Raw genomic sequence first — 14,744 nt, forward strand, 5'->3', positions numbered from 1 at the left:
CGTGGAAAACATACCGCCTGTGTAAACAAGGGCTTGCGAAGGGTTTGTAGTGCGCTTCGAGAAAGATATGCGACAAGTTGTCCACATGTGCCACGGGACCGCTGCGCGCCCCAATCGCCGGCAAGCCGGCTCTCACAGGTTCACCCCTGCCCTTTGTGGGAGCCGGCTTGCCGGCGATTGGGCTGCGCAGCAGCCCCCAAACTGCCTTCAGTGCCCGCCCAGGTAGGCGTTACGCACCTCTTCGTTCACCAACAGTTCCTGCCCGGTGCCGGTCATGCGGATCTGGCCGTTGACCATCACATACGCCCGGTCAGACAACTTCAGTGCATGGTTGGCGTTCTGCTCCACCAGGAAGATGGTCATCCCGGTCCTGGCCAGCTCACGCAAGGTCGCGAAGATCTGCTTGACGACAATCGGCGCCAGCCCCAGCGATGGCTCATCGAGCAGCAACAGCTTGGGCCTGCTCATCAACGCCCGGGCAATGGCGAGCATCTGCTGCTCGCCACCGGACATGGTCATCGCCCGCTGGTTACGCCGCTCCTTCAAGCGCGGAAACAGCTCGAACATGCGCTGCATGTCTTCACTGGCATGCTTGTCGCCGATGGGGATGGTGCCCATCATCAGGTTTTCCTCGACCGTCATGTCGGGGAACACACGGCGCCCTTCCGGGGACTGGGCGATGCCGTTGGAGGCGATGTAGTGCGACGACTTGCGGGTGATGTCGGTGCCGCGGTAGACGATGTGCCCGGACGCCGCACGCGGCTGGCCGAAGATCGACATCAGCAAGGTTGACTTGCCGGCACCGTTGGCGCCGATCAGGCTGACCGTCTCGCCTTCATTGATGTGCATCGAGACTTTCTTCAGGGCCTGGATCGGCCCGTAGAACACGTCCAGTTCCTTCAGTTCAAGAATGGGTGCACTCATACCAGCTCCTCTTCGTCGGCACCCAGGTAGGCGGCGATCACCGTCGGGTTGTGGCGGATATCCTGTGGCGCGCCTTCGGCGATCACGTTGCCATGGTCGAGCACGACGATATGGTCGGAGATGCTCATGACCATGCCCATGTCGTGTTCGATGAGCACCACGGTGATGTCGTGCTCGTCACGCAGCACACGGATCATGCGGCTGAGCGCCTCGGTCTCCTGCGGATTGAGGCCGGCGGCCGGTTCGTCCAGGCAGATGATCTTCGGCCGCGTGCACATGGCCCGGGCGATTTCCAGGCGACGCTGCTGGCCGTACGACAACTCGCCGGCCAGGCGGTTGGCGCAGTCGACCAGGTCGACCACCTCCAGCCAGTAGAAGGCGTGGTCCAGGGCATCGCTCTCGGCCTTGCGGTAGGCCTTGGTATTGAGCACGCCGGCCAGCAGGTTGCGGTTGACCCACATGTGCTGGGCGACCAGCAGGTTCTCTACCACCGACATTTCCTTGAACAGGCGAATGTTCTGGAAGGTCCGGGCGAGGCCTGCACGGTTGACCAGGTGGGTACCGCCGAACATCTTGTAGTACAAGCGGTTGGCAAACTTCGCCGGCGACACGAAGTCGGTCGCCTGGAAGCGCTCGCCCAGCAGCTGGATGACGTTGGTATGACTGCCACGCACGTTCAGCTCGATGCGCCCGCCACTGGCCTTGTAGAAGCCGGTCAGGCAGTTGAACACGGTGGTCTTGCCGGCGCCGTTGGGCCCGATCAGGGCGAAGATCTGGTTGCGCTTGACCTTGAGGCTGACATCGCTGAGCGCCTTGATGCCACCGAACTGCATCATCAGGTTGTCGACCGAGAGAATGATTTCGTCGCTCATGGCGCCACTCCTTTACGCGGGGTCACACCGGTACGGCTGATGCGGATCAGCCCACGCGGTCGCCAGATCATCATCAGCACCATCAGCACGCCGAACAGCAGCACCCGGTACTCGGAGAAGCTGCGCAGCAGTTCCGGCGCCACGGTCAGCACGAAGGCCGCGATCACCACGCCAACCGTCGAGCCCATGCCGCCCAGCACGACGATGGCCAGGATCAGCGCCGACTCGAAGAAGGTGAACGAGGACGGGTTGACGAAGCCCTGGTAGGTGGCGAAGAACACCCCGGCAAGGCCTGCGGTGGAGGCGCCCAGGGTGAATGCCGAGAGCTTGACCAGCACGTGGTTCAGGCCCATCGAACGGCAGGCGATCTCGTCCTCGCGCAGGGCTTCCCACGCGCGACCGACCGGCATGCGGGTCAGCCGGTGCTTGACGTACAGCACCCCCAGCACCACGGCGAACAGCACCGCATAGATGAACACGAACTTCAGGTTGGCGTTGTAGTCGATACCGAGAAACTCGTGGATCGGCGTGCCGCCGTCCTTGGCCCGGCGGCCGAACTCCAGGCCGAAGAGGGTCGGCGATGGTGCCGGCATGCCGTTCGGGCCACCGGTGAACGACAGCCAGTTGTTCAGCACCAGGCGGATGATCTCGCCAAAGCCCAGGGTCACGATCGCCAGGTAGTCACCGTGCATGCGCAAAACCGGGAAGCCGAGTATGCATCCGGCCAGGGCTGCGGCGATGGCCGCCAGCGGCAGCACGCTCCAGAAGCCCAGGCCGAGGTACTGGTAACCCAGCGCCAGGCCGTAGGCGCCGATGGCGTAGAACGCCACGTAACCCAGGTCGAGCAGGCCCGCCAGGCCGACCACGATGTTCAGGCCAAGGCCCAGCAGTACGTAGATCAGGCCGAGGATGACCACGGTCAGCAGGTACTTGTTGGCAAAGATCGGGAAGATGATGGCGATCACGATCAGCGCCGGGATGATGTAGCGCAGCCGCGACTTGTAGTCAGGGGCGTTTACGTGCACGCCCGAGCCACCATTGTCGAAGCCCTGGAGCATGCGCTGGCCTGGGGCGGTCTGCAGGAACAGGCTGAGCAGGAAGCGCCCGACCATCACCCCGCCGACCAGCCAGGCGACGCGACGCGGCTCGGCATTGAAGGTGTAGCCATCGAGCACCACGCCGACCACCGGGCCAAAGACGATGAGCGCCAGCAAGCCGGCGACGATGGTCTCCAGCAGGCTGCGTTTGAGATCGAAACCGCGGGTTTCGGAAACAGGGGCAGTCTTGAGAACGGACATGTTCACACCTTAGCCACGAGCGGGCGACCCAACAGGCCTTGTGGGCGGAAGATAAGGATCATCACCAGCAGCGAGAAGCTGAATACGTCCTTGTAGTCGGAGTTGATCAGGCCGGAGAACAGCGACTCGGAGATGCCCAGAATGATCCCGCCGAGCATGGCGCCAGGCAACGAGCCGATGCCGCCGAGTACCGCAGCGGTGAATGCCTTGATGCCGATGATGAAACCGGCATAGAAGTCGAAGGTGCCGTAGTTCATGGTGATCAGCACGCCCGCCAGCGCAGCCATCACCGCACCGATGACAAACACGTAGGAGATCACCCGGTCGGTGTTGATGCCGAGGATCGAAGCCATCTTGCGGTCTTGCTGAGTGGCGCGGCACATGCGGCCGAGCTTGGTGTACTTGATCACGTAGGTGAGCAAGGCCATGCCGACGAACGCGGCGACCAGGATGAAGATCTTGGTGTAGGTCAGTTGCACGAAGCCCGTGCCCACGTCGACGCGCCAGGCACCTTCGAGCAGGGTCGGCACGCCTTGCTGGCGGGCGCCCTGGCTGATCTGCGCGTAGTTCTGCAGGATCAGTGAGATGCCGATGGCACTGATCAGCGGTGCCAGGCGGGTGGAGTTGCGCAGGGGTTTGTAGGCGATGCGCTCGATGGTGAAGCCATAGACGCCGGTGACGACGACGGTGAACAACAGCGTACCCAGCATCAGTAGCGGGAACGATTCGACGCCGAAATAGGCCAGCAATGCCAGACTGATTGCCGCGAGGTACGCGGAAATCATATACACCTCGCCGTGCGCGAAGTTGATCATGCCGATGATGCCATAGACCATTGTGTAGCCGATGGCGATCAGGCCATAGACCGACCCGAGGGTCAGGCCGTTGACCAGTTGCTGCAGGAAAATACCATCCATAACGCAATCTCACCTGATTGAGATTGCACGAGCGCCGACCACGGCGGGCCGCCGATGCAGCGGCCCTCGCAGCGCAGAACTGTGCAGATCTACGGATAAAGACAGGTACCGCGGGGCTGCGGCCCAGGCGTCATGCACCCAGGCCGGTCGCCGTTGTTATTTTTGTTTTTCCAGCTGGTGGTACTTGCCGTCCTTGTCCCACTGGTAGACCACGTAGTCGGAGACAGTCAGGTCGCCCTTGCTGTCCCACTTCTTCTCGCCCATGACGGTCTGCACCGGGTTGGCCTTGAGCCATTTGGCAGCGTCTTCGCCCTTGTTCGACTTGGCGCCGTTGAACGCGGCGGCCAGTGCCTGGACAGAGGCGTAGGCGTACAAGGTGTAGCCTTCAGGCTCGGTACCGGCCTTGCGGAATTCCTCCACCACTGCCTTGCTGTCCGGCAGCAGGCGCGGGTCGGCGCCGAAGGTCATGTACACGCCATCGACGTACTGTGCGCCGCCAGCGGTGGCCACCAGTTCGTCGGTGACGATGCCGTCATCGGACATGAACTTGACGTCCTTCAGGCCCTGCTCGCGAAGTTGGCGCACCAACGGGCCGGCTTCCGGGTGCAGGCCGCCGAAGTAGACGACGTCGGCGCCGGCAGCGCGGATCTTGGTGACCACGGCGCTGAAGTCTTTCTCGCCACGGGTCAGGCCTTCATACAGCACCGGCTTGACGCCACGTTTTTCCAGCTGCGCCTTGGTCGCATCGGCCAGGCCCTGGCCGTAGGTGTCCTTGTCGTGCAGCACCGCGACCTTCTTGCCCTTGAGCACGTCGACGATGTAGTCGCCGGCGACGATGCCCTGCTGGTCGTCACGACCGCACATGCGGAACATCGCGCTCAGCCCGCGCTCGGTGACCTGCGGGTTGGTGGAGCCGGGAGTGATGGCGATCACGCCGGCTTCGTCGTACACCTCGGAGGCCGGGATGGTATTGGAAGAACAGAAGTGGCCGACCACACCGATCACCTTGTCCTGATCGACCAGGCGGTTGGCCACGGCCACAGCCTGTTTCGGTTCGCAGGCGTCGTCACCTTTTACCAGGACGATCTTTTCGCCGTTCACGCCGCCAGCCGCGTTGACCTTGTCGGCCGCCGCCTGGGCACCTTTCATGTACTGCTCGCCAAACGCTGCGTTAGCCCCGGTCATGGGGCCCGCTACACCGATCTTGACGTCGGCCTGAACAAACGAAGAAACACCCAGTGCCGTAGCCACGGCAAGTGCCAGGAAACCTTTCTTGTAAAACGTCTGCGACATGAGGTGGTGCTCCTAGAGTTTTTTTTGGTTGGCACTACAACTTCTCAGCCCTGTGCTCCGAGCAAGGGCCGTGCCATCGGTTTTGTCTTCCGGGAAAACACACTGGGCAAAGGGCAAGCAGGCGACCGGCGGCCTTTTCTTTATTGAGCGTGCAACCGTCTGCCTTGCGGCAGGCGCCACCACTCGTACAGACAAGGAGCAACCAGCAAGTGCCATCATTGCAACCCTTGCAAGTGTTTACGTGCAACCACCCTGTAACAGCACACCGTCACCGAAGTGCACACCGCTGGTGCGCGACTGCTACAGGCGGCACCGTTTGAAGGCTAGCTCGTGCACGGAAAAACACCTGTTTTGGCTTTGCCGGCGATGAGGCCGGTCCGACACAACAAATCCGAAAAGACTGGCACAATGGCCGCCATTCACTGCTTCTGGAGCCCCATCGATGAGCGAGAGCGCATTCGCCGAGCGCATCGTGCACAGCCTGCTCGACACCGACTTCTACAAGCTCACCATGATGCAGGGCGTGCTGCACAACTACCCGGATGCCGATGTGGAATGGGAATTCCGCTGCCGCAATGGTGAGGACCTGCGCCCCTACCTTGGCGAGATCCGCCACCAGCTCGAACAGCTCAGCGAACTCACCCTGGATGATGGCCAGTTGGCCTTCCTCGAACGCATCAGCTTCCTCAAGCCTGACTTCCTGCGCTTTCTGCGCCTGTTCCGCTTCAACTTGCGCTATGTGCACCTGGGCATCGAAAACGACCAGCTGTGCCTGCGCCTGAAAGGCCCGTGGTTGCACGTGATTCTCTTTGAAGTGCCGCTGCTGGCCATCATCAGCGAAGTCCGCAACCGCCAGCTGCACCCGCGCATGCGCCTGAGCGAGGCTCGCGAACAGCTGTACCGCAAGTTCGACTGGCTGTGCGCCCACGCCAGCGACGACGAACTGGCCGAACTGCAAGTGGCCGACTTCGGCACTCGCCGGCGTTTCTCCAGCCGCGTCCAGGAAGATGTGGTGCGCGTGCTGCGCGATGACTTCCCGGCCCGCTTCGTCGGCTCCAGCAATGTCCACCTGGCATGGAAACTGGATATCAAGCCGCTGGGCACCATGGCCCACGAGTGGTTCATGGCCCACCAGCAGCTCGGCCCTCGACTGATAGACAGCCAGATCGCCGCTCTCGACTGCTGGGTACGCGAGTACCGAGGCCTGCTCGGCATCGCCCTGACCGACTGCATCACCATGGATGCCTTTCTGCGCGATTTCGACTTGTACTTCGCCAAGCTGTTCGACGGCCTGCGTCACGATTCGGGCGAACCGGTGGCCTGGGCGGAGAAGGCCATCGCCCACTACCAGAGGCTGGGTATCGATCCGATGACCAAGACCCTGGTGTTCTCCGATGGCCTGAACCTGACCCGCTCACTGGAAATCTTCCGCGCCCTGCGCGGGCGCATCAATGTCAGTTTCGGCATCGGCACCAACCTGACCTGCGACATCCCGGGTGTGGCGCCGATGAGCATCGTGCTTAAAATGACCGACTGCAATGGCTCTCCGGTGGCGAAGATTTCTGACGAAGCTGCCAAGACCCAGTGCCGCGACGCCAATTTCGTCGCCTACATGCGCCACGTATTCAAAGTCCCCAGCAAGGAGTAACCCATGCAAGCCGTTCAGCAAGAGATTGCCCAGGCGCTCAAGGTGCAGCCGCCGTTCACAGGTGCTGCCGCGCTCGAGGCCGAAGTCGCCCGGCGCGTGGCGTTCATCAAGGACTGCCTGGCCAACGCCCGCCTCAAGACCTTGGTGCTGGGGATCAGCGGTGGCGTCGACTCGCTGACCGCCGCCCTGCTCGCCCAGCGCGCCATCAACGAGCTACGCGCCGAAACGGGCGACAAGGCCTATACCTTCATCGCCGTGCGCCTGCCTTATCAGGTGCAGCACGACGAACACGACGCCCAGGCTTGCCTGGAAGTGATCAAGGCCGATGAAGTGCACACGGTCGACATCGCCCCGGCGGTGCGGGCGCTGGCTGCAGAGGTGGTGGAGTTGAAGAACGGCTCGCCGACCCTGGTGGATTTCGTCGTCGGCAACGTCAAGGCGCGCACACGCATGGTGGCGCAGTACACCATCGCCGGTGCTCGCGCAGGCCTGGTGATCGGTACCGACCACGCCGCCGAGGCGGTGATGGGCTTCTTTACCAAGTTCGGTGACGGGGCTTGCGACCTGGCGCCCTTGAGCGGCCTGGTGAAGAACCAGGTGCGGGCGATTGCGCGCAGCTTCGGCGCGCCGGAAGCATTGGTGGAGAAGGTGCCGACCGCAGACCTCGAAGACCTGGCGCCGGGCAAGCCGGACGAGGCCTCACATGGGGTGACCTACCAGCAGATCGATGCGTTCCTGCATGGGCAGCCGGTGGAACAGGAGGCGTACGACATCATCGTCGCTACCTACCGCAAGACCCAGCACAAGCGCGAATTGCCGTTCGCACCGTGAAAAGCAACGCGGGCAAGCCCGCTCCTGTAGGAGCGGGCTTGCCCGCGATTGGAGGGCGAAGCCCTCCCCTGCATCAGCCCATCACTTGACGACGACAGTGCCCTTCATCATCGAAATGTGGCCCGGGAACGAGCAGAAGAAGCCATAGTCGGTACCCGCAACCAGCTTGGCCACATCAAATGTCACCGAGTCTTTTTCGCCAGCGCCAATGATCTTGGTGTGAGCGATGATGCGCTCATCACCGTCTTTCAGGTAATTCTTGTCGATCCCGGCGGCCAGGCCATCGGTAGCGATCGGCTGCATGTCAGCTGCCTTGCTGATGACGATGTTATGGCCCATGACATTCTTCGGCAGGTTGCCCGAATGCTCCAGGTTCACGGTGAATTGCTTGCAGCTCTTGTCGATGACGATTTCCTTGGTGTTGAAGGACATCTGGTCCGTCGAGTCGACAGTCACCGAGCATTCAGCTGCGAAGACAGAGGCGCTGGCGAGGGTCAGCAGGGATACCGCTACAGCTTTCGCAAACATCATGAATCTCCTTGGCAGGGTTTTATCAATTGCGAGACTGCCCGAATGCGTTGCGCCCCTTGCTGACATGCATCAAGGGGATGTCAAGCGTTCAGCCAGTAGAATTGTTTGATGGATTGTATACAACCAATCTAAGAGCACATCATGCCCTTTTCCGGGACGATGGGACAACCTCTCATTTCGGAGTAATGCCCATGTTCCTTTCCAATTTCATGAACAGCTTGCTCGCCGCCTACGCCCAGGGCGCCGCTGGCGCGACCTGCGAATTTTCCCGTCCGGAGTGAAAGCAGCCTTGGAAGCTGTAGGCCTGCGCCGTACCCTGTCACATCAAGTGACTGGAGATGAACAATGGCTGTACGTTCCGTTTGCGTGTTCTGTGGCGCCAGCATCGGTGCCAACCCTGCCTATCGTGAAGCGGCCGTTGCCCTTGGCCAGGCCATCGCCCGCCGTGGGCTGACCCTGGTCTACGGCGGCGGTGCCGTCGGCCTGATGGGCACCGTGGCCGACGCGGCCATGGCAGCCGGTGGCGAAGTGATCGGGATCATCCCCGAGAGCCTGATGAACGCCGAGATCGGCCACAAGGGGCTGACCCGCCTGGAAGTGGTCGACGGCATGCACGCGCGCAAGGCACGCATGGCCGAGCTGAGCGACGCCTTCATCGCCCTGCCGGGTGGGCTGGGTACGCTCGAGGAGCTGTTCGAGGTGTGGACCTGGGGGCAACTGGGCTATCACGCCAAGCCGCTGGGGCTGCTGGATGTGAACGGGTTCTATGAAAAGCTTGGCGGGTTCCTCGACCATATCGTCGAAGAAGGTTTCGTGCGGCCGCAGCATCGGGCGATGCTGTTGCTGGAGCAGCAGGCGGATGCGCTGCTGGACGGGATGGAAACGTTTGTCTCGCCGGTGTTGCCCAAGTGGGTCGACAAGAAGCCTGATTGAGGGCTGAAATCCTGGGACCGCTTTGCGGTCCATCGCCGGCAAGCCAGCTCCTACAGGTACCGCGCAAGCCTCAGGTCTTGTGCAATCCCTGTGGGAGCTGGCTTGCCAGCGATTGGGCCGCAAAGCGGCCCCCTGAAATCAGCGCGGAATGACCGGCTGGCGCGGTTTCTTGCCCTTGCCGCCACCCTTGGCCGCTTCCTTGCGCTCCTTGGCCGCCTGCTGATTGCGGGCGAACGCTTCGGCCTTGGCCTTCTCGCGCTTGTCCCACGGCTTGCTGCCATCGCTGCCACGCGGTGGCAGGCCAGTGTGCTGGGTCAGCACCTTCTGCTCCTTGGCCACCTTGTGGCTGCCCGCCGGCGTCGAGTTCTTGCGTCGCGCACTCTGGTACGTGTCGGTCTGCGGCTGGTGCAGCGGAATCAGCTGGTGCTTGCCCGGGCCGATCAGATCGGCGCGACCCATGCGCTGCAGGGCTTCGCGCAGCATCGGCCAACCCTTCGGATCGTGGTAGCGCAGGAACGCCTTGTGCAAGCGGCGCTGCTCCTCGCTCTTGACGATCTCCACGCCTTCGCTCTTGTAGGTGACCTTGCGCAGCGGGTTCTTGCCCGAGTGGTACATGGCCGTGGCCGAAGCCATGGGCGATGGGTAGAACGCCTGCACCTGGTCGGCGCGGAAGCCGTTGCCCTTGAGCCACAGGGCCAGGTTCATCATGTCTTCGTCGGTGGTGCCGGGGTGCGCGGCGATGAAGTACGGGATCAGGTACTGCTCCTTGCCCGCCTCTTTCGAGAACTTCTCGAACATGCGCTTGAAGCGGTCATAGCTGCCGATGCCCGGTTTCATCATCTTGTCCAGCGGGCCACGCTCGGTGTGCTCCGGGGCGATCTTCAGGTAGCCGCCGACATGGTGGGTCACCAGCTCCTTGACGTACTCCGGCGATTCCACCGCCAGGTCGTAGCGCAGGCCCGAGGCGATCAGGATCTTCTTCACACCCGGCAAGGCACGGGCCTTGCGGTACAGCTCGATCAGCGAGCTGTGGTCGGTGTTGAGGTTCTCGCAGATGCCCGGGAACACGCACGACGGCTTGCGGCAGTGCTTTTCGATCTCGGGGCTCTTGCAGGCGATGCGGTACATGTTGGCGGTCGGGCCGCCGAGGTCGGAGACCACACCGGTAAAGCCCGGCACCTTGTCACGCATCTCTTCGATCTCGTGCAAGATCGACTCGTGCGAGCGGTTCTGGATGATGCGGCCTTCGTGCTCGGTGATCGAGCAGAAGGTGCAACCGCCAAAGCAGCCACGCATGATGTTGACCGAGAAGCGGATCATCTCGTAGGCCGGGATGCGCTCCTTGCCGTAGGCCGGGTGCGGCACACGGGCGTAGGGCATGCCGAACACGTAGTCCATTTCCTCGGTGCTCATGGGAATGGGTGGCGGGTTGAACCACACATCCACTTCGCCGTGCTTCTGCACCAGGGCGCGGGCGTTGCCCGGGTTGGTTTCCAGGTGCAGCACGCGGTTGGCGTGGGCGTAGAGCACCGGGTCGTTGCGCACCTTCTCGAACGACGGCAGGCGGATCACCGATTTTTCGCGGGTCACGGCCGGGCTATCGAGGATCTGCACGACCTTGGCCTCGTTCGAATCCTCCTGGTCACCCTTGGCCTGCTCGATGGCGCAAGCCTGGGTGTCCTGGGTATTCACGTACGGGTTGATGATCTTGTCGACACGGCCCGGGCGGTCGATGCGGGTGGAGTCGATCTCGTACCAGCCCTGCGGCGTGTCACGGCGCACGAAGGCCGTGCCGCGCACGTCGGTGATGGTTTCGATCTGCTCGCCGTTGGACAGGCGCTGGGCGACTTCGACCACTGCACGCTCGGCGTTGCCGAACAGCAGGATGTCGGCGCTGGCGTCGATCAGGATCGAGTGGCGAACCTTGTCCTGCCAGTAGTCGTAGTGGGCGATGCGGCGCAGCGACGCCTCGATGCCACCGAGGACGATCGGGACATGCTTGTAGGCTTCCTTGCAGCGCTGGCTGTACACCAGGCTGGCGCGGTCCGGACGGCTGCCGGCCATGCCGCCCGGCGTGTAGGCGTCGTCGGAGCGCATCTTCTTGTCCGCGGTGTAGCGGTTGATCATCGAGTCCATGTTGCCGGCCGCGACGCCGAAGAACAGGTTCGGCTCGCCGAGCTTCATGAAGTCGTCCTTCGACTGCCAGTTCGGCTGGGCGATGATGCCTACGCGAAAGCCCTGGGCTTCCAGCAGGCGGCCGATGATGGCCATGCCGAACGACGGATGGTCGACGTAGGCGTCACCGGTCACGATGATGATGTCGCAGGAATCCCAGCCGAGCAGATCCATTTCCTGCCTGCTCATCGGCAGGAAAGGTGCTGGTCCGAAGCATTCGGCCCAGTACTTGGGATAGTCGTAGAGAGGTTTGGCTGCTTGCATGTCAGTGACCGGTTCTGTTGTGCAGGGAAATCGCGGGCGCGGAATATAGCACAAAAATTGACCAAGTCCGACGGTGGTTGTCGGATTCATGGGATGCCTTTACCGACCCTATCGCCGGCAAGCCGGCTCCCACAGGATCACTAGAGCCCTTTGTGGGCGCCGGCTTGCCGGCGATGAGGCCAATGGCTTATTCGTCGTCGTCGAAGTTGTACATGCCCGGCGCGAGGTTCTCGAAGCGGGTGTACTTGCCGATGAACGCCAGACGGACGAAGCCGATGGGGCCGTTACGCTGCTTGCCGATGATGATTTCGGCCACGCCCTTGTGCTCGGTCTCCGGGTGGTACACCTCGTCCCGGTATACGAACATGATCACGTCGGCGTCCTGCTCGATCGCACCGGATTCACGCAAGTCGGAGTTCACCGGGCGCTTGTTCGGCCTTTGTTCCAGGGAGCGGTTCAGCTGCGACAGGGCGATCACCGGGCAGTTGAACTCCTTGGCCAGGGCCTTGAGCGAGCGGGAGATCTCGGAGATCTCGTTGGTCCGGTTGTCACCGGCCGAGCCCGGGATCTGCATCAACTGCAGGTAGTCGACCATGATCATGCCGATTTCCCCGTGTTCACGGGCCAGGCGGCGGGTGCGCGCGCGCATTTCCGAGGGGCTGATGCCGGCGGTATCGTCGATGAACAGCTTGCGGTCGTTGAGCAGGTTCACCGCCGAGGTCAACCGCGGCCAATCGTCATCGTCCAGCTGGCCGGAACGCACCTTGGTCTGGTCGATACGGCCCAGCGACGAGAGCATACGCATGATCAGCGATTCACCTGGCATCTCGAGGGAGAACACCAGTACCGCCTTTTCACTACGCAGCACCGCGTTTTCCACCAGGTTCATGGCAAAGGTGGTCTTGCCCATCGACGGACGGCCGGCGACGATGATCAGGTCGGCGGCCTGCAGGCCACTGGTCTTTTCGTCCAGGTCGGTGTAACCGGTGGAAATACCGGTAATGTCGCTGTCTGAGTTGAACAGCGTGTCGATGCGGTCGATGGCCATGGTCAACAGCTCGTTGACCCCCACCGGGCCACCGGTCTTGGGCCGCGCCTCGGCGATCTGGAAGATCTGCCGCTCGGCATCGTCGAGGATTTCTGCAGCGTCGCGCCCTTGCGGGTTGAACGCGTTGTCGGCGATATCGGTACTGATGCTGATCAGCTGGCGCAGGGTCGCACGCTCGCGAATGATCGCGGCATAGGCCTTGATGTTGGCCACCGACGGCGTGTTCTTGGCCAGTTCCGCCAGGTAGGCCAGGCCGCCGACCTGGGTCGACAGGCCTTCCTTGTCCAGCTGCTCGTGCAGGGTCACCACGTCGAATGGCTGGTTGGCGTCGGCCAACTTGTGCACGGCGCGGAAGATCAGGCGGTGGTCATGCCGGTAGAAGTCACCATCCGACACCTGGTCCAGCACCCGCTCCCAGGCGCTGTTGTCCAGCATCAGGCCACCGAGCACGGCTTGTTCGGCCTCGATGGAATGCGGCGGCACCTTGAGGGCTGCGGTCTGCAGGTCGAGCTGTTCGGGGTTGGTAATCTCGTTCATGGCCACGAAGGAATTCTGGAGGATGAAAAAGACAAAGGGCACGGCCTGTCGAAAACAGGACCGTGCCCGATGTTAACCGGCTAGCCCGCCAGGGGCTACCCAGTCAGCGCAGCTTAGGCAGCTACGACGACCACACGTACAGTGGCTTCAACGTCGCTGTGCAGGTGCACGGCTACGTCGTATTCGCCAACTTGACGGATGGTGCCGTTCGGCAGACGAACTTCAGCCTTGGCCACTTCAACGCCGGAGGCGGTCAGGGCGTCAGCGATGTCGTGGGTGCCGATCGAACCGAACAGCTTGCCTTCGTCGCCAGCGGTGGCAGTGATGGTCACTTCCAGCTCGGCCAGTTGGGCAGCGCGGCTTTCAGCCGAAGCTTTACGGTCAGCAGCTGCTTTTTCCAGCTCGGCGCGACGCTCTTCGAACGCAGCCAGGTTGGCGGCGTTGGCAACGGTGGCCTTGCCGAATGGCAGCAGGAAGTTACGGCCGTAACCAGCCTTAACCTTAACTTTGTCGCCCAGGTTGCCCAGGTTAGCGACTTTTTCCAGCAGGATCAGTTCCATTTGGTAAAACCTCTTAACTTTTAACCTTCACCGTTCGCGGAGTCTTTCCCCGGGGGGGACTTGCGACCGCGAAAATCAATCAGGCTGTCGACAATGGCCAGGACCATCAGCAACGGATAAATCAGCTGCATGATCAGCGGCAACGTCACGTACATGCCCACCAGCCAGAACCCGGCCAGTCGCCCCTGTGCCACCAGCCCGTGCATCAAGGCGATGCCGGCCAGGACCAGTACCAGGCTCGATGCCGATGCCAGGATGATGAATTGCGGCCCGATGAACGGAGCCACCACCATCACTGTCACCAAGACCGCCATGGTCTGTTTCGGCAGCCTCAGGGCGCGAAATTCGCGACCGAAGCCTCCAGGGTTGTACAACGCTGCCTGCCAATAGCGCGCCAGCACCAGGGCCAGCACACTGAACAATTGCACCGTCACGGCTGTGGAAGCGACCAGCACAGGGCGGATCAGCTCACCGGAGAGCATCGGTTGGCCTTCGATCTTCGGCATGGCATCGGCAAACGCCTTGGCCAGTACATCGAAGGTCTGCGCCAGCGCCAGGTCGAGCACGTGGCTGAAAACCACGGCGAACACGGCACTGACCACCAGCACTCGGCTCCAGGGATGCTCGGCACGCAACATGGCGGCCAGACCCAGGGCACCCGCGATCACCAAGAAGGTGACGGGATCGCCCATGAACCACACGGCCAGCCCGGCCAGCAGGCCGCCGGCGATGACCGTTGAAGCATCCTTGAACCCACGCCGCAGCAGCACAAGGCTGCCGGCAGCGGCACTCAACCAGAACAGCAGCGGCAGTACCGCGCTAATGACCACCACCAGGGTGGCCTGCACACGACCGCGCATGATGAAACTTGCTAACGCTCGCATGCTTATCCCTTACTGCTTGTCGACGACCC

At 62.3% G+C, this 14,744-nt stretch carries 13 protein-coding genes; 3 read left to right on the plus strand and 10 right to left on the minus strand.

The features are described 5' to 3' along the window. Positions 1 to 207: 207 nt before the first annotated feature. The 5 genes from PPL01S_RS07675 to PPL01S_RS07695 form a co-directional block, all read right to left on the minus strand. Positions 208 to 924, minus strand: a complete 717-nt coding sequence (locus tag PPL01S_RS07675) for an ABC transporter ATP-binding protein (RefSeq protein WP_016395223.1) — start codon at positions 922 to 924, stop codon at positions 208 to 210. After that, on the minus strand, positions 921 to 1,796 hold the full coding sequence (locus PPL01S_RS07680) for an ATP-binding cassette domain-containing protein (RefSeq protein ID WP_008089577.1): 876 nt from the start codon (positions 1,794 to 1,796) through the stop codon (positions 921 to 923). The genes PPL01S_RS07675 and PPL01S_RS07680 overlap by 4 nt, the downstream gene beginning before the upstream one ends. Continuing rightward, positions 1,793 to 3,094, minus strand: a complete 1,302-nt coding sequence (gene livM, locus PPL01S_RS07685) for a high-affinity branched-chain amino acid ABC transporter permease LivM (protein WP_016395224.1) — start codon at positions 3,092 to 3,094, stop codon at positions 1,793 to 1,795. The genes PPL01S_RS07680 and livM overlap by 4 nt, the downstream gene beginning before the upstream one ends. A 2-nt stretch (positions 3,095 to 3,096) precedes the next feature. Then, a complete protein-coding gene (locus PPL01S_RS07690) occupies positions 3,097 to 4,011 on the minus strand; it encodes an ABC transporter permease subunit (RefSeq protein ID WP_016395225.1) in 915 nt (304 codons plus the stop codon). Positions 4,012 to 4,167: 156 nt separating this feature from the next. Next, on the minus strand, positions 4,168 to 5,304 hold the full coding sequence (locus PPL01S_RS07695; RefSeq protein WP_016395226.1) for a branched-chain amino acid ABC transporter substrate-binding protein: 1,137 nt from the start codon (positions 5,302 to 5,304) through the stop codon (positions 4,168 to 4,170). Between the two features lie 442 nt (positions 5,305 to 5,746). Between PPL01S_RS07695 and pncB the strand changes: the two genes are divergently transcribed. Together pncB and nadE are read left to right on the plus strand one after the other, a co-directional pair. Further along, positions 5,747 to 6,952, plus strand: a complete 1,206-nt coding sequence (gene pncB, locus PPL01S_RS07700) for a nicotinate phosphoribosyltransferase (protein ID WP_016395227.1) — start codon at positions 5,747 to 5,749, stop codon at positions 6,950 to 6,952. 3 nt (positions 6,953 to 6,955) lie between these two features. Then, positions 6,956 to 7,783, plus strand: coding sequence for an NAD(+) synthase (gene nadE / locus PPL01S_RS07705; protein ID WP_016395228.1), 828 nt, complete (start codon positions 6,956 to 6,958; stop codon positions 7,781 to 7,783). Between the two features lie 81 nt (positions 7,784 to 7,864). On the opposite strand, the gene azu is transcribed toward nadE, so the two are convergent. Then, positions 7,865 to 8,311, minus strand: a complete 447-nt coding sequence (azu, locus tag PPL01S_RS07710; protein WP_016395229.1) for an azurin — start codon at positions 8,309 to 8,311, stop codon at positions 7,865 to 7,867. Between the two features lie 348 nt (positions 8,312 to 8,659). Between azu and PPL01S_RS07715 the strand changes: the two genes are divergently transcribed. Then, on the plus strand, positions 8,660 to 9,247 hold the full coding sequence (locus PPL01S_RS07715) for a cytokinin riboside 5'-monophosphate phosphoribohydrolase (RefSeq protein WP_016395230.1): 588 nt from the start codon (positions 8,660 to 8,662) through the stop codon (positions 9,245 to 9,247). Positions 9,248 to 9,385: 138 nt separating this feature from the next. Here PPL01S_RS07715 and PPL01S_RS07720 read toward each other — a convergent pair whose 3' ends face one another. From PPL01S_RS07720 to PPL01S_RS07735, 4 genes are all read right to left on the minus strand, one after another. Continuing rightward, the gene (locus PPL01S_RS07720) at positions 9,386 to 11,686 is read right to left on the minus strand and encodes a YgiQ family radical SAM protein (RefSeq protein ID WP_016395231.1); all 2,301 of its coding nucleotides are present in this window, start codon (positions 11,684 to 11,686) and stop codon (positions 9,386 to 9,388) included. A gap of 187 nt (positions 11,687 to 11,873) precedes the next feature. Further along, positions 11,874 to 13,271 (minus strand): replicative DNA helicase, encoded by a 1,398-nt coding sequence (gene dnaB / locus PPL01S_RS07725; protein ID WP_016395232.1) that lies wholly within the window; start codon positions 13,269 to 13,271, stop codon positions 11,874 to 11,876. Between the two features lie 113 nt (positions 13,272 to 13,384). Next, entirely contained in the window at positions 13,385 to 13,831 is a 447-nt protein-coding gene (gene rplI, locus PPL01S_RS07730) for a 50S ribosomal protein L9 (RefSeq protein ID WP_008101037.1), read from the minus strand. A gap of 20 nt (positions 13,832 to 13,851) precedes the next feature. Beyond that, entirely contained in the window at positions 13,852 to 14,715 is an 864-nt protein-coding gene (locus PPL01S_RS07735; RefSeq protein WP_028625490.1) for a hypothetical protein, read from the minus strand. Positions 14,716 to 14,744 lie beyond the last annotated feature (29 nt).

Origin of the sequence: Pseudomonas plecoglossicida NBRC 103162 = DSM 15088 (assembly GCF_000730665.1) — a bacterium.
GTDB lineage: Bacteria > Pseudomonadota > Gammaproteobacteria > Pseudomonadales > Pseudomonadaceae > Aquipseudomonas > Aquipseudomonas plecoglossicida.

Coding starts and splice junctions, on each gene's coding strand:
- PPL01S_RS07675 (WP_016395223.1), bottom strand. CDS start 924: ATGAGTGCACCCATTCTTGAACTGAAGGAACTGGACGTGTTCTACGGG.
- PPL01S_RS07680 (WP_008089577.1), bottom strand. CDS start 1,796: ATGAGCGACGAAATCATTCTCTCGGTCGACAACCTGATGATGCAGTTC.
- livM (WP_016395224.1), bottom strand. CDS start 3,094: ATGTCCGTTCTCAAGACTGCCCCTGTTTCCGAAACCCGCGGTTTCGAT.
- PPL01S_RS07690 (WP_016395225.1), bottom strand. CDS start 4,011: ATGGATGGTATTTTCCTGCAGCAACTGGTCAACGGCCTGACCCTCGGG.
- PPL01S_RS07695 (WP_016395226.1), bottom strand. CDS start 5,304: ATGTCGCAGACGTTTTACAAGAAAGGTTTCCTGGCACTTGCCGTGGCT.
- pncB (WP_016395227.1), top strand. CDS start 5,747: ATGAGCGAGAGCGCATTCGCCGAGCGCATCGTGCACAGCCTGCTCGAC.
- nadE (WP_016395228.1), top strand. CDS start 6,956: ATGCAAGCCGTTCAGCAAGAGATTGCCCAGGCGCTCAAGGTGCAGCCG.
- azu (WP_016395229.1), bottom strand. CDS start 8,311: ATGTTTGCGAAAGCTGTAGCGGTATCCCTGCTGACCCTCGCCAGCGCC.
- PPL01S_RS07715 (WP_016395230.1), top strand. CDS start 8,660: ATGGCTGTACGTTCCGTTTGCGTGTTCTGTGGCGCCAGCATCGGTGCC.
- PPL01S_RS07720 (WP_016395231.1), bottom strand. CDS start 11,686: ATGCAAGCAGCCAAACCTCTCTACGACTATCCCAAGTACTGGGCCGAA.
- dnaB (WP_016395232.1), bottom strand. CDS start 13,271: ATGAACGAGATTACCAACCCCGAACAGCTCGACCTGCAGACCGCAGCC.
- rplI (WP_008101037.1), bottom strand. CDS start 13,831: ATGGAACTGATCCTGCTGGAAAAAGTCGCTAACCTGGGCAACCTGGGC.
- PPL01S_RS07735 (WP_028625490.1), bottom strand. CDS start 14,715: ATGCGAGCGTTAGCAAGTTTCATCATGCGCGGTCGTGTGCAGGCCACC.